Here is a 16,217-nt window from a genome sequence, read left to right on the forward strand (position 1 = left end):
GCAATGAATAAGGATTCTGGTTATGTCGCAAATAATTGACAGACGGCTAAATGCTGGTAAAAAGAGCACGGTTAACCGCCAGCGTTTTTTACGCCGCTATAAAAATCAGATCAAGCGTGCGGTTTCTGATGCAGTTGGTAAACGTAGTATTACGGAAATTGACCAAGGTGAAGAAATTAGCATTCCTGCACGTGATATTTCTGAACCTCGCTTTCACCGTGGTCAGGGAGGATGTGTTGAACGCGTTCTACCGGGTAATGATGAATTCTTGACTGGGGACCGTATTAAACGTCCATCCGGTGGAGCCGATGGTGGCGGCGGCGGGCAGGCTAGCGATTCTGGTGAAGGGGAGGATGAATTTGTCTTTCAATTATCCCGCGAAGAATTTTTAGACCTTTATTTTGAAGATTTGGAATTACCCGATCTTGTCAAAAAAGAACTGGCCAAAATGACCACTTACAAAACCATTCGTGCAGGAGTGACTAGCAGCGGTATTCCCACAAATATTAACGTTGTACGCTCGATGCGTCAGGCCACCGGGCGTCGCATGGCTTTAGCCTCCCCTTATAAGCGACAGCTACGCGAGGCAGAGGAAGAGTTAAAACAATTAGAAGCAAATCCAAATGCAAAAAAAATTGACATCTTACGCCTAAAAAGAGACATTGATTTTTTCAAGAAAAAAATTAAAGCCGTTCCCTTCATCGATACTATCGACTTACGCTATAACAATCGTATCCGTGTCCCCTCTCCTTCAACACAAGCAGTAATGTTTTGTGTCATGGATGTTTCTGGATCAATGGATGAAGCTAAAAAAGATATTGCTAAACGTTTCTTTATTCTGCTCTATCTTTTCTTGACAAAAAATTATGAAAAAATCGAATTAGTCTTTATACGGCATCACACTTCCGCTAAAGAGGTGAATGAAGAAGAGTTTTTTTATTCTCGTGAAACGGGGGGCACCGTTGTATCCAGCGCATTAGAACTATTATCAACTATCATTGAGGCACGCTACCCTGCTTCGGCCTGGAATATTTATGTCGCCCAAGCTTCAGATGGTGACAACTGGAATGCCGACTCCCCTTACTGCCAAGAGTTATTACAAGAAAAAATTATGCCTTTATTGCAGTATTTTGCTTATATAGAAATTATGCCCCGTCATCACCAAAGCCTTTGGGAAGTGTATCAGCAGGTACGTAATTCCTATTCCAATTTTGCGATGGAAAATATTGATAATGTCGCCGATATTTATCCAGTTTTTCGCGAATTATTTAAAAGGAAGACCACATGAGAAAAAAACCTTTATCCACTGGAGCTGAATGGACCTTTGAACTGATTCAAGCCTATGATAAAGAAATTGCTCGTTTGGCAAAAGATTTTAAGCTTGATACTTATCCTAACCAAATTGAAATAATTTCCGCAGAACAAATGATGGATGCTTACGCCTCCGTAGGTATGCCTATTGGCTACCATCATTGGTCTTTTGGAAAGCACTTTGTCGGTGTGGAAAAGAGTTATAAACGTGGGCAAATGGGCTTAGCCTATGAGTTGGTGATTAATTCAAACCCGTGTATCTCCTATCTCATGGAAGAAAATACCATAGCAATGCAAGCGTTGGTCATTGCTCATGCTTGCTATGGCCATAATTCCTTTTTTAAAAATAATTATCTCTTTAAAATGTGGACTTCCGCAGATGCCATTATTGATTATCTGGTTTTTGCCAGAAATTACATTAGCGAATGCGAGCAGCGCTATGGTATTGATGAAGTAGAAACTATTCTCGATGCTTGCCATGCATTAATGAATTATGGTGTTGACCGTTACAAGCACCCTGCCACATTGTCTATTCAGGAAGAGAAAATTCGTCAGCAAAATCGGGAAATTTATTTGCAATCCCAAGTCAATGAACTATGGCGAACTATTCCACAAAGCAAACAAGTCGATGAGAATGGTCATAAAAAACGCTTCCCAGAAGAACCACAAGAAAATATTTTATACTTTATCGAAAAAAATGCGCCTTTATTAAAATCCTGGCAACGGGAAATTGTGCGCATCGTAAGAAAAATTGCACAGTATTTTTACCCGCAAGGGCAAACGAAAGTAATGAACGAAGGTTGGGCGTGTTTTTGGCATCATACCTTATTAAATGCATTATACGATGAAGGCTTGGTTACTGATGAATTTATGCTTGAAGTTTTGCAAAACCACACCAATGTCATTATGCAGCCTCCCTTTAATAGCCCTTACTTTACAGGAATAAATCCCTATACGCTTGGCTACCATATGATGCAAGACATCAAACGGATTTGTGAAAACCCTACAAAAGAAGATGAGCAATGGTTCCCTTACTTAGCGAATACAGATTGGCTTACCAGCCTTGATAAAGCGATGCGTAATTTCAAAGACGAGAGTTTTATTGCTCAATATTTATCTCCCAGTTTAATTCGTGAACTTAAATTGTTTTACATCATCGATGATGACAGACACCCTGATCTATACGTAGGAGCCATTCACGATGAATCTGGATATCAAATCATCCGTGAAGCATTATCCAGACAATACAATCTGGGTTATCTTGAGCCTGATATCCAGGTTTATGCCGTTGATATCGAAGGGGATCGGTCTTTAACATTACGCTACACCCAACATAATCGTGTACCTCTCGGAGAAAGCACCGCCGAGGTTTTAAAACATTTATATACCTTGTGGAAATTTCCGGTAGCAATTCAGGCGATGGATAATACAGGACAAATTACTGCAGAGTATTTTTGTCCTCAACCGCCAGCCAAGAACGCTAAAGATAGTCATTAGACAGCCGTGCTGTCTGCCTAAATGATGGGTACACTATACGGATAATAGAGGCTACTCATAACGTTAAAACTAACGTATTTCCTTTTACTCCAACGGTCGTTCCAAACTCGGCGCATAGGGCTTGCATACGTTCAGCAATACAATTAAATTGTGCTTTATTTGCAGGCTTTGTCTGGCAATAGCTAATAAAAACAGGATGCAGCTTGCAGCCTGTGATTGTCTTTTCGGTAATTTCCAATTCAAAAAGAAGCTGATGATCATTCTTAAAGTGCGGATCAACATAATAATCGTCCACCAAATCACCAGCAGCATAAATAATTGGCACCTGCCTATAGATTTCAATCCCTTGAAAAACATGAGCACTATGACCAAAAATTAACTTATATCCCATATTAATAGCTAAATGGGCAAGTTTCCTAAATACCTTTGCAGGTCGAAAAATCATATTAGGCCCCCAATGCAGCGACAAAATTGGCCATGTGACACAAGAGTCTTGCATCTGTTTTAAACTGTGCTCGAATTGCTTTACTGCTTTTTTTTCATTGTTAAGATTAAGATAGGCCATTCCTGGGTGTTTGGCCGTAGCAGTAAAATCGGGTTGATGATCACAAAATGCGGCCATGCCAAATTTATGATGCTTTATCTGAACAGAAACTGGTTTATAGGCTTCAATGGCATTATACCCCGCTCCTGCATAAGCAATATTTTCCTGACTGAGGTAATCCAGAGTATCCAGTAACCCTTCTTTATCAAAATCAAGAATATGGTTGTTAGCGAGGCTAACGAGCTTTACGCCACAATGAGCAAGAATTCTCGCTGCTTCAGGTGGCGCACCAAAATAAAAAGCCTTTTCGGCACCAGGCCATTGATAGGGATAGGTGGTAATTGCACACTCCAAATTAACAATAACTCCGTCAACTTGACGCAATAAAGGGGTAACTTTACCCAAAGGATAGTCTATACCTTCCAACCAAATGGCTTCCTTAACCAGCCGTCCTAGCATTACATCACCGCCTAGCATGATGCGGGTTACGCCGTTGGTATTCATTACAACCCTATGACTTTATCTCTTCTAAAATTATAGGATATAAAGCTTAATTGCCACGGCAGCATGGAGGCACAAACATGTCACAACCGAAGTGGGAGTTCTGGATAGACCGCGGGGGTACTTTTACTGATGTAGTAGCGCGCAATCCCCAAGGTCAAATTCTCACTCGCAAACTGCTTTCCGATAATCCTGAGTCTTATCAAGATGCAGTTATCCAAGGCATTTTGGATCTTCTTGGCCTGCAAAATACCACATCAATTTCTGCCAAAGACATTGCCTTTGTAAAAATGGGGACCACATTATCCACCAATGCTTTATTGGAGCGCAAGGGTGAACCCGTTGTATTGGCAATAACCAAGGGATTTGGCGATGCCTTGCGTATAGGCTATCAAAAACGGCCAGACCTCTTTGCATTAAACATTGTTCTACCTTCTTTATTGTATGAGCAAGTCATCGAAATAAAAGAGCGTATCGATGCACAAGGAAATATTTTGCACCCCCTGGATAGCTTGCATGCAAAAAAATGCATGCAGCAAGCCTATAACCAGGGTTATCGTGCGATAGCCCTTGTATTAATGCATGGCTATCGTTATCACCATCATGAAAAGCGACTTGCACACCTTGCAAAAAAAATTGGATTTAAACAAATATCGATAAGCCATCAGGTCGCCCCTGTCATGAAACTAGTTGGTCGCGGGGATACTACGGTAGTGGATGCCTATCTTTCACCCGTTTTGCACCGCTATATCAATAGCTTACAAAAGCAGCTGAAAGGAATTCCTTTATTTTTTATGCAGTCTAATGGTGGATTGATTGATGTCAAAGGATTCAAAGGGAAAGAAAGTATTTTCTCGGGTCCCGCCGGCGGTGTTGTGGGAATGGTTAAAACCAGTCAACAGGCCGGATTTAATAAAGTGATTGGCTTTGATATGGGTGGAACCTCCACTGATGTTTCTCATTTTGCAGGCGAATATGAGCGCCACTATGCGTGTGAATTTGCCGGTATTCGATTACAAACGCCTATGATGCTCATCCACACGATTGCTGCAGGAGGTGGTTCCCTTTTACATTTCGATGGCCTGCGCCTCATAGTAGGACCGGACTCCGCCGGCGCCGATCCAGGGCCTTGCTGTTATGGCAAAGACGGCCCTTTAACAATCACTGATTGCAATGTCATATTGGGTAAAATTCAAGCTGGATTTTTTCCAAAAGTGTTTGGCAAAACTGGTGATCAGCCTATTGATATTCACCGTGTGCGGAAAAAATTTCAGCAATTAACCCTCAAAATCAATCAGGCAACGGGCGGACAACAAACGATTGAACAAGTAGCAGAAGGGTATTTACGCGTTGCCGTGGAAAACATGGCCAATGCTATCAAAAAAATTTCTGTTCAGCGTGGTTATGACATTGGCGAGTACCTTTTAAATTGTTTTGGCGGAGCTGCCGGCCAGCATGCCTGTTTGGTTGCTGATAATTTAAATATAAAAACTATTTTGATACATCCTTTAGCCGGCGTATTATCCGCTTATGGTATAGGCTTGGCGGAAATAAGAACGTTACGCGAGTCCCCTGTTGAAGAACCCTTAACCGCCATCTCATTATCTGCCTTGAAAGCCAATTACTGTGATTTAGAACAGGCTAATTATGAATCATTAAAAGCACAAGGACTCCTACAAAAGGTCAATCACCGCCGGCAAATTCATTTGCGTTACGAAGGTTCAGATACCATGCTCGCCGTTGACTATGGTTCATTAAAGCAAATAAAAACCGCTTTTATTAAGCAGCATCGTGCACAATTTGGGTTTGCAGATTTAAAAAAGAACCTCATCATTGAGGGAATACTGGTAGAAACTATCGCTGAGCAGCTTGATTTAAATGAAAAAGAAGAGCCGCTGTCTTTACGTCAACAAAAAGATATTCCTGTTAAACAAACTGCCACTTTATTTAGCAAAAATAAAGTAAACCAAGTTCCTGTTTATCAACGACACGATTTAAAACCGGGAGATTGCATTGAGGGTATAGCCATTATCAGCGAAATGAACGCAACCACAGTCATTGAAGCAGGCTGGCAAGCACTTGTGACGCCCAAGCAACATTTATTATTAACGCGTCTTCAACCATTGCCCCGCCTCAAAATCTACTCCAAACGTGTCAATCCAGTAATGCTTGAAGTATTCAATAACCGCTTTATGAATATTGCCGAACAGATGGGCGAAGTTCTACAAAAAACGGCCAACTCCGTAAATATTAAAGAACGCCTGGATTTTTCTTGTGCCATTTTTGATGGTGAAGGCGAACTAGTAGCCAATGCCCCCCATATTCCCGTACATCTTGGTTCCATGAGTGCAAGTGTCAAAAGTATTCTTCATCAGAACCGCTCTTCCATACATCCTGGCGATGTTTTCGTCCTAAATGATCCTTACCACGGCGGGACTCATTTACCAGACATTACTGTTATTACCCCTCTTTTTACTCAAGATAAAACTAAGTTGCTGTTTTTTTTAGGTTCACGAGGTCATCATGCTGACATTGGCGGTATTACCCCTGGCTCTATTCCTGCAGCCAGTAAAACGATAGAAGAGGAAGGAATTTTAATTAATAACTTTAAAATTGTTGATAGAGGACATTTTCTTGAAGAAGCCCTTTTACAAAAATTAACTGAAAGTCTTTATCCTGCGCGTAATCCAAGACAAAATATTGAAGATTTAAAAGCTCAAATTGCAGCAAATGCCCATGGTATCCAAGGGTTAAACGAATTAATCCAACAGTTTGGATTGGATGTAGTCCAAGCTTATATGAAGCATGTTCGCATCAATGCCAGCTTGGCTGTGAAGCAGCTTCTCTACAAGCTTAAAAGCGGTTACTTTCGTTATTCAATGGACGATGGAAGTCCAATTGAAGTTCATATCCATATTAAAAAAATAAAAAATACAGTGAAAGCCTGCATCGATTTTACCGGTACCTCCGCCCAACATCCGGGTAATTTTAATGCGCCTACCGCAATTTGTCATGCCGCTATTTTATATGTGCTACGTTGTTTAATTGCTGAGAATATTCCCCTCAATAGCGGTTGCTTCACTCCTGTCGATTTGATTATTCCACCACAGAGTTTATTAAACCCAAGCTACCCTGCTGCTGTGGTCGCAGGGAATGTAGAAACTTCGCAATACGTCGTTGACACGTTGCTGGGGGCTTTAAACGCTGTCGCTGCCTCCCAAGGCACCTGTAATAACTTCACGTTTGGCAATGCCACTTATCAATATTATGAAACCCTCTGTGGTGGTGCAGGTGCAGGTCCGCATTTCAATGGGGCATCTGCTGTCCATACGCATATGACAAATACTTATCTTACTGACCCTGAAGTTTTGGAATGGCGTTTCCCGGTCATCCTTGAAGAGTTTTCAATTCGTCTTGGCAGTGGCGGTACGGGGAAATACCACGGCGGGGATGGGATTATCCGTCGCATACGATTTTTAGAGTCCATGACTGCTAATATTATTTCCAGCCATCGAAAAATTCCTCCCTATGGATTACAGGGTGGTTTACCTGGCAAAACAGGTCATAATTGGATTCAACGCGCCAACGGCAAGGTAGAAGAGCTTGACGGCTGTGCTCAGGTAGAAATGCAGGAGGGGGATATTTTTGTTATTGAAACGCCAGGTGGCGGTGGTTATGGCAAAAAATAGGGTTAACCCCCTTAACAATTTCCATCTAAAAGCGAACTATACTTAAAAAAATGTAAGATGCTTATAGTCATTTTTATGAGTAAATTTCCAACCACCGAGTTTGAACACATCATGCGCCTGGTCGGTTTACAAACCGATAGCATTACTACACGATTTTTTAATTCCCGCGAAGGTAAGGAAGTCGTAGCACATATTGTTGAAGCTTATGAAAAAAAAGAACAGGAAAAAGAAATAATGCTCGAACTTTTTGCGGAATACGAAACCAATGCCGCAGCAATCTTATCCGCCATAGAAGAGGAGGAAGAGGAGCGACAAGAAGTTATGTTGCATGAGCAACCTGTAAAACTATCGCAACAATCTAAAAGAGAGGAAGTAAAAGATAAGGAGAAACCCACCATCACAAGTTATGAGGAGGATCTTGCTTCTTTAGAGACTGAACTTGAGGACGCTGAGAATGAGCTTTTACAAGCCAAAGCAAAATACGAGAATTATGACAATAATCTTAGAGAAGTGGATTCTTTCATTACAACCTTAGATTCCTCAGATATTGCAGGAACCCAAAAAGCATTGGAAAAAGAAATCGAAAGAGCAAGTGCAGAGCTTAAAGCTGAGGCTGAGACAGTTTCAACCCTGGTTGATGAGGGAGACTATGCAGGTGCACGAACCAAGCTTGAACAGCTGAATGCTAAAAATCTGCAAATCGGTACATTAAAAGATATGCTTGCTGTCACCAAAGGCGAAAAGCAAATGTATAATCAAAACGGTGAATTGGTTAGCTCTTTCAAAGAAGCTGCCTTTATTGTTCCTTCCGATAAGCAGCTCATTAAGGAAGGTGAACAGTTTTACTTGCTTGATAAAGGAAAAACTTTATCATCAACCAACAGGGAAGCGGCAAGAGAGGATTTCGTAAACGCGAAATCGGAAATGGCTAGCGTAAGAAATCTAGTGGATAATAACCGCTCAACTGAACTGGGCGAAATAGACCAGAAAATTGCTGGAATTGCCAAAAAGATTGAAAAATTGCAGGAGGAGAAATCACATGGAGCAAAAAATGATAATACTCTAAGCGCTATGCCTGATACCTTGGCCCATCACTCACAACACTCTCACGCTGAGCTTTATTTAAATTCATCAGACAGCTCACAAAAAACAACGCAAACTACAAATGAAGATAATGCAAGCGCTTACAAACATTAGAGGATAATCATCTCTAAGACTGCCTCGTAAATAGTGTGAATCTAAACAATCAACCGTATTGTAAATTTTTGTCCCCATCCTCGGCATACTGTGTTCTATACGGTATCCTAGGGGACACGTCTAATCCTTTTGTGGCAATGTTTGGTGCAAATAATTGCCACTAGACTCTATTATTCGCTAGCTAATTCAATAGCAAAGGCCACACCTAGCTTGGCAAAATTAGTCATATGCTCCGGATAGAGTAAATCCATCGTATCATGTATGGAGTGAATGTAGGGGTTATGATCTTCAAAACTTGTTTCGCAAGGAAATGCCGCGGGCACCCCTGCTTCTGTCCAGGAGGCATGATCACTGCAACCATAACCACATTTAGAGAAACTTACAGGCACTTGGACGTAAGTTTGAATCAGGTTAACTATAAAATCACTAAGTGGCTTATCAGTATAGTCACGAAATACCCACATGGTTTGATCAGAGGGGTCATTGCGAAAACCTGTCATATCGAACTGAATAGCCGCCTTAACAGGAATGGCTTTTTCCTGAAAATCTTCTACGACATAACGTGAACCGACAAGACCACGCTCTTCAGCTGCATACCAAATAATATAAACAGGCCGTTTTAATTCCAATTTTGAGGCTAAAAGAACACGCGCTATCTCCATCACACTGGAAGAACCACTACCATCATCCCCCGCACCGGGCATACGACCATCCAGAGTATCCATATGGGCCCCGATAACTACCGCCGGTTCTTTTAAATGTTTTCCAATGACAGTGACTAAAGAGGGTTGTTTATACCAGCCGGTGTCAACAAAATAAGTCATTGTGTCATGACGATTATACTGGGTAGCCATCGTTTCAAACTGCTGTTTCAGCCATTGTGCAACCTCTTTACCACGTTTTGTCGTAGCAGAGCGATTATAGTAGGAGGTTAAATGCGTCAAGGTTTTGAGAATGTGGTTCGAATCAACCTCGGCCAAAGCAGCGGTTACTTCCTTGGAATGATTAATTTCATAAATAGCTTGAGACTTAACTGCAGCACTAATTTTAGATTTTGCCAACAGTGCCCTTGCTGTTTGCACTTTGGAGAATGGCTTAGCCGCCAAACGATTACTCACATTAATAAAACGCCCGCAACCCACTTTATCTGCTACCAAAGCAATTTTTGTCACCTCAGCAACTGGAACTTCAATAATTTTAAAGTCTTTGTTTTCAGCCAACACATCGTAAGAAGGCAATTTTGTAGCCAGACATTGGGGTACTTGCAATTGTTCCACCCTGGGAAGAGTGCCAACCGCAAATGAATTCGTTGCCAATATAAAACTGGTGGACAGACCTACCATCCATTGAGTAAAACGCATCATCACTCCTTGTTAACGTTTATAAAATCGCTTTCATGGTACATGATGATGCAAAATTATGTCACCCCTATTTTTAACCGATGCTTTTAATTTTTAATAGCAATCTCCATTCACGTTAAATGCAATTTTTTTGCACGCAAGGTTATTGATAATCATTTTCATTTGTTATAAAGTTTCATTTCTTTTGATTTGTCTACTTGGTGAACAATGAAAACAAAAAAAATTCCCTATTACCTTCTTCTTATATTACTGACCATAGGCGCAAGTTTAATCCTTGGTTTTTTGAGCTTCGGAGGTATGTTTGTTTTATCGCCGCTCGTTCCTCTTGCACTCGGTGCTTTTGTACTTTCTGTTGCATATGAGGGGGAAATTTATCTACAGAACATCAAAGGGGCATTAAATAAGTTATTTTTTAAACGCGAATATCTTAAACATCACTTAGCCAACGACTATTTACTCAAATACTTTCCCAATACCAACGCTAGTGATTGCCCTGAATTTTTTAAAGATTATGAAAAGCAATTAAATTTATTACATAAATTTTCTCATAAACGCTTGGATGATAAGAGTCTTGCGGATAAAAAACGCATCGAAAAAACATTGCGCAATATGGAAAAGTGGTTTGCAAAACAACTGTTTAGCCAAACTGCTAACGAGGACTTAAACCATGACACCCACGTAAACAATTATGAGTCTCAATTGAAAAAATGGTTGCGTGAGCATAACCAGGCAGAATGGCAAGACAAATTAAAAGAGCGTCGTGGCACTTATAATTATGTGAAGGTCTTTAGTGCCCTTGCCGGGTTTTTTATGGGCCTAGGAACCACTTATTTATTGGTTGAAGCATTTGCTGCTATCCCCCTTTTAGCAGCTATTCCTTTTACCGTGCTACCCTTTTTTATTGTTCCCATGGCTGTGATTGCAGGTGCTGCCTATGGTTTCCTTACCTTCAATGCAGTCACGGACATGATTAATAATGATACTATTCGCAAATGGTATAACAAAATCCGTAACGATTTATCCAACGGCCTGACCGTTCGCTCTGTTTTTATCGCCACAACCGCCGTTGTATTGGTAGGTCTGGCAATTGCCCTTACCATTTGCACGGCGGGCACATGGTGGACGGTAGCCAAAAATACACGCCCCCTATTTAGTTGGATGGGAAAATTACCCAGTTTTGTAATGGGAGTCATTAATCCACTGATTACCGGAATGTCTTCCCTGGTTTTTAATCTACAAAATACCAGTGAATCTTTGGAGTTAATTGATCAAGCCACCAAAACTAAACACGGTGTTTTAAAGCGCTTCGGCAAGGCTATCGTTGACGGCTGGCAACGTCTTCGTTCCCAGGAAAATTGGTTGCAAATTATTAACCCGGCACGCCTTTTACTAAAGCTTACAATTACCCCATTGCGAATCCTGTTCTTTTTAGGGCATTTAATTAGTATTGGGGTCACCGCTGACAGGGTTCCAGGTGTGCCTGAGATTCTTTCAGCTTTACTTGGGATAATCAGTGAAGGTTTTGAAGATGCCCATTATTTCTTCGATCACGGCCATGGCGAACACTCTCATGGGCATCACCATGAAACCCATGACATCGAAATGCATACTTCTCACAAGCAGGATGTAAACAAGCCTTCAGCACATACCAAGGCCCTTTTAAAAGAACGTTTGGGTGCAGGCCATGGTCATGATCACAGTGTGGACATCCCTACTCGTCTTCTTAAAACATTATTTACCCCCCTATATGCGCTTGCTGCGGTTTGGGATTCTTGGGCAAGTCAAAGAAATGTGGATACCTCACGCAGTGTACTGAGTTTTAAAGAAGCCTGGGAAAAACAGATGGGACAACAGGAAATTAGCCACATTAATTTAAAAGGAATAGCACAGCCTTCTAAGAATTGGCAGGCCCATTATGCAATTTACCGTATTGATCGCTTTAAAGAAAAGCATTTGGAAAAAGTAGTATGGAAAAAAAGCATTGCCCAGCAAAAAATTGAAGAACTGAATCACCTACAAAATGATTTACGCAAGGATCTCCCTGTTGAAGAACGTTTGGAAAGTGAGAAGCGCAAATCGATTTATAGCCAGCAACGCTTCTTTGGTAAAGCAGAAGCTAAAACTACAACACAGGAATTTGTTGAAGAATTGCCCGACACAATTAGTGCTCCAGCCGCTTAATTAGAATGATTCTCACAACATCTATACTTACCGCGCTTGATGCGCGGTATCTAAAAAATTAAACAGCCCAGATTTAACGCCAATTCAAATTTTTTTAATAATGCCTTAATTTTGACCATCTATAATGAAAAAAATGATAACTTATATAAGTCATCCATGTATAACAACGATTTAAAAAAAGGAGATATACTTCTTTTTAAGGCTTATAAATCCCCGACAATTTCTCAAAATTTGATTCGTTTTGGTGAACTTTTCAATCAGGCAGCAACATTGGGTCAAAATGATACAGTAAGTACATGCCGCCATATGCATTAATCACAGCCTGCAGGGTAAAATTATAATTGCTCATGTCTCACCGGTAGCGAATGGTTATCTAAGTGAAGAACTGGACATTATGTTTAAACGTGACAAGCAACAACAACCTGATTTCTTAGTCTATCGACCCCATGAACCCAATTTTGCCCGCTCCCTTGCCCAAATAGCCTCAAGTGAGAATGCCCAGCGTATTAAAAATTATTCCCTGAAAGAAGGCTTAAAAACAGTAATTTCTTCAGGGAGAAAAGTAACAAATAATCCTGCCCATGAAACTAAAGCTCATTCTCAAGATAATTTTTGTTCTAGATTTGTTATTGAATCCATTGTACAGGCCGCATCGCTGATTAATCACGAACGCTTTAGTTAGTATCAATTAGACATTGACGTCAATTCCACTCCTAAAGCTTTAGAGTCCGCGTTAAATACCAAAGGCCATCTGTTCAGCTGCTATGTCTGTGAGCCAGGAAAAAATACGTTCCAGCATAAAGAACAACCTCACGAAACCTCTACTGAATTAAAGGATATGAATGCACCTTAAATTTAGAATTTAATCACTACAATTCCATATGCAATTTTCTAACTTTCAATCACTGTGATTTTCATAAGCATCCACTTCAGCAAGTAGCCGGGTTGCTTGCAACTGAATCTTATACACATCTCTGAAAACGCATTCCAACTCTAATTCCGACGGGTATAACTCAATATCCTCTTCAAGAGTTTTAGAGATTAACTTAGAACAAGCTTTTAATCAGACTTGGAAATGCAAGTTAAATTCATGCTATCGGATATATTCGAAATGACCCCTTCCATATATCAATTCATCAAAAGCCAAATTTCCCAAAAAGCGACAATAATTGACATATTGAACGAATATTCTTCATATAGCCTGGGTTATGATATAATTTTTAGATTTTAAATTAAAATGTCGTTCCGTTATGAAACAAAATTTCGATAAATCCAGTTCAAAACATCATACTCCGTTAAATTTATTTTCTCCTGATCAATTAAATACTTCTTTGGAAACCCAAAAAATTCACCCAGCAATCAAATATTTCCGTCAGTTACAAATAGAACAACCTTCAACACAACTGGAAGAGTTTTTATCAAATTTTGCTAGGCCAAAATCAATTGATTCTGAAACTTTTGCGGCAGGGGTGAAGAAGTTTATTCAGTTGGCTAATAGTAATCCGCTTGATAAAGAATCAAGTCAGGGTAGAAAAATATTATACGGAACTATTTATTCAGGTCTGCATTACAATAATGATTTAGCCAAATTATGGAATACTGAGCATGCTAACTATGAGCCCATTAAAGCTTCACAGATAACCACACTGGTACCTCCAAGATGGGCTTCCACGTTGCAGGATGGATTTATCACCCTGATTTATAAGGGGCAGCAACCAGCTCAAGCATTAGATGAATTAGTTAAAGGACCAACAGTCATTGATTGTGGTATGTTTACTCAATTAAGTTTATGGTTTGGTCTTCGATACATGCTAGGCAATGAGCGATTTAATCAATGTTTTGGCCGTGCCCCATTTTTTATAACCCAAGGCGTCTACAACAGTATTGAAGACAGCAACAAACCCTATTCTGGAAACCCACTCTATTCATTTTTATCAAAAGAAGAAGTAGCTAAAACTTCCTCTGTAACTGTGAAACACTTAACGAATACCCCTTTATATCCTTTAAAACATCCTGGAGGAAATTATGGTGGTGAAAATTGCATCGTCATTGGCAAACAATATTATATTTTTGATCCTCATTTAAAGGATACTCAAGGAATTACAGAATCTGCCGTGTTAAGCCTACTGCGTCAAGCATTTAATGAAGAAAGAGCACAATACGATACTGATCGCTTATCATTATATGCTGCAACCCCAGAAGAATTTCATCCTAAATTCTTACAAACATATAGCCAATTAATTGAAGCCGCTGAACAATTACGCGATAAAAAGCTCACAGCTGAAGAGTTTATTCATGTGAAACAAGACTCAGCACTTGAATTAACCTTTGATTTGCATAAATTTTCCACTTGGTTGCAGCGCCTTGAAAATAACATGCACTCTGACTCAATTGACTATTCGCCTCTACCTATTGACTCCTCTCTTCTTCCTGTTGAATTACTCAATGTAATTCCATTTGAAAACAGAACATCCATGGATTTTTCTAGATTTAAACACGAGACACCACAGCAGAATGAATTAATGATAATAAGTAAGCAATTTTGTCAAAGCATCATGGGTGACGAATCTAAACTGCTCATATTAACTGGAAAAGCCGGGGTGGGTAAAACAGCGTCGGCTGTTTGTGCTGCGAAAGAATTAGCAGCCCGAGGAAAAAACGTGGTCTGGATTTCAGAAGTAATGGTCAATGGATGGGCAGATCAAGCTAAGAGTATCGCTGATCTTGATAATTGCGGTATTGAAATAGATAACTTATTAGCCACAGACCCTGATGTTGTATTTCTAGATGATGATAATTTGACCGGTTTCAGCGGTAATCTATTGCTTGAAAAAATATATTCTTGGTATGTGAAAAATCCAGGAAAAGGATTATTTATTACCTCCAATGCACTTATTTGCTTTAAGAATTGTTATGGCTATAAATTGGATGGAAAATACTATTATCCTCCATTTAGTGATTACAACTCTTCTCAATACCTAAATTGGCATCATAAAACAGATTTAGCAGGTGCAAGTCTACGTTCAAAACGCGATGGACAATCAATTGGTGCTATAGTGAGTGATTCTGTCTGGAAAACTAAAGCGGATAGTCTAGGACAGATTGAGCTAATTCCGGCTTTTGACGATAGCAAGGAATTAGCTCCTATTCGTCAATCACTCGATAAGACAGGCACTATGCAGTGTAGTGCTTACGATAATTTACGTCCAGTACAAAAACAATGGCTTCATGTTCACCGGGTACCAGGAACATATTCATTTTTCGGCGGACGTTCTCATTATAATGAACCTTTCCTCACTGCAAATCCGTCAAAGTTTGAAAAAACTACTTGTAAAACAATAGCAGTTGAAATCGGAGAATATAACTCTAGCGTATTTGGAAAAGAAATTGATTTAAACTCTATGAATCAATTAATTCGTGTGCTCAATTATGCCCATGATCAAGGAGGAAGACGGATTATTTTAATCAATCAGACTAGTTACACTAGGGAACAATTACTCATTCAGATAAAAGCCCAACTTCCAAAGTCTGAGAGTGAAAGAACTTGGTCTCGTTTAATGCTATTACTATGTGAAACTGAAGACTCTATTTTTAGCTATGATCAATTTAATGGGCATATTGAAGTTGCTCCTCCAAAAAGTTCTGTGCATAACGAAAATAATCACGGTTTTAAAGATTTGTCGATGTTTAAAAGACGACCTACTCGTCTTCCTACACAGCATACGGGCAGAGGATTATTTGACTCAGTCATACGTTTAGAAAACAGGACTCGCGAACAAGAGGAAGTGTTATTAATTAAGCATCGCCATAATAGCCCAGAATTACAACATGAGTATGATAACAAATTTGGAATGATTTTGAAGCCATAGAGAATCAAGAAGCAGCCATGTTGCAAAAACTTGTATTGTCTATAACAAGCCAATCCAACTTCTAGAG

9 protein-coding genes are annotated in these 16,217 nt (G+C 39.9%); 7 read left to right on the forward strand and 2 right to left on the reverse strand.

Going from position 1 to position 16,217, the window contains the following annotated elements:
• The first annotated feature begins 22 nt into the window (after window positions 1–22).
• Window positions 23–1,288, forward strand: a complete 1,266-nt coding sequence (locus Ljam_RS08545; protein WP_058449620.1) for a YeaH/YhbH family protein — start codon at window positions 23–25, stop codon at window positions 1,286–1,288.
• Window positions 1,285–2,808 carry a SpoVR family protein gene (locus tag Ljam_RS08550; RefSeq protein WP_058449621.1) on the forward strand — a complete coding sequence of 508 codons (1,524 nt, stop codon included), beginning with the start codon at window positions 1,285–1,287 and terminating at the stop codon, window positions 2,806–2,808. Before Ljam_RS08545 ends, Ljam_RS08550 begins: the two co-directional genes overlap by 4 nt.
• 55 nt (window positions 2,809–2,863) lie before the next feature.
• Here Ljam_RS08550 and Ljam_RS08555 read toward each other — a convergent pair whose 3' ends face one another.
• Entirely contained in the window at window positions 2,864–3,856 is a 993-nt protein-coding gene (locus Ljam_RS08555) for a CapA family protein (protein WP_058449622.1), read from the reverse strand.
• Between the two features lie 77 nt (window positions 3,857–3,933).
• On the opposite strand from Ljam_RS08555, the gene Ljam_RS08560 reads away from it, so the two are divergent.
• Together Ljam_RS08560 and Ljam_RS08565 are read left to right on the forward strand one after the other, a co-directional pair.
• Complete coding sequence (locus tag Ljam_RS08560) at window positions 3,934–7,542, forward strand: hydantoinase B/oxoprolinase family protein (RefSeq protein WP_058449623.1); 3,609 nt, start codon at window positions 3,934–3,936, stop codon at window positions 7,540–7,542.
• Between the two features lie 75 nt (window positions 7,543–7,617).
• A complete protein-coding gene (locus Ljam_RS08565; protein WP_131762396.1) occupies window positions 7,618–8,739 on the forward strand; it encodes a hypothetical protein in 1,122 nt (373 codons plus the stop codon).
• A gap of 170 nt (window positions 8,740–8,909) precedes the next feature.
• Here Ljam_RS08565 and lapA read toward each other — a convergent pair whose 3' ends face one another.
• Window positions 8,910–10,100, reverse strand: coding sequence for an aminopeptidase LapA (gene lapA, locus Ljam_RS08570; protein WP_058449625.1), 1,191 nt, complete (start codon window positions 10,098–10,100; stop codon window positions 8,910–8,912).
• Between the two features lie 207 nt (window positions 10,101–10,307).
• Between lapA and Ljam_RS08575 the strand changes: the two genes are divergently transcribed.
• The 3 genes from Ljam_RS08575 to Ljam_RS08585 all read left to right on the forward strand — a co-directional run bounded on the left by Ljam_RS08575 (window position 10,308) and on the right by Ljam_RS08585 (window position 16,150).
• Window positions 10,308–12,281: a hypothetical protein gene (locus tag Ljam_RS08575; protein ID WP_058449626.1), complete on the forward strand. Its 1,974-nt coding sequence runs from the start codon at window positions 10,308–10,310 to the stop codon at window positions 12,279–12,281.
• 394 nt (window positions 12,282–12,675) lie between these two features.
• Window positions 12,676–12,963 carry a hypothetical protein gene (locus Ljam_RS08580; RefSeq protein WP_058449627.1) on the forward strand — a complete coding sequence of 96 codons (288 nt, stop codon included), beginning with the start codon at window positions 12,676–12,678 and terminating at the stop codon, window positions 12,961–12,963.
• 568 nt (window positions 12,964–13,531) lie between these two features.
• Window positions 13,532–16,150, forward strand: coding sequence for a P-loop NTPase family protein (locus Ljam_RS08585; RefSeq protein WP_058449628.1), 2,619 nt, complete (start codon window positions 13,532–13,534; stop codon window positions 16,148–16,150).
• The last annotated feature ends 67 nt before the right edge of the window (window positions 16,151–16,217 follow it).

Source organism: Legionella jamestowniensis, from assembly GCF_001467745.1.
Lineage (GTDB): Bacteria > Pseudomonadota > Gammaproteobacteria > Legionellales > Legionellaceae > Tatlockia > Tatlockia jamestowniensis.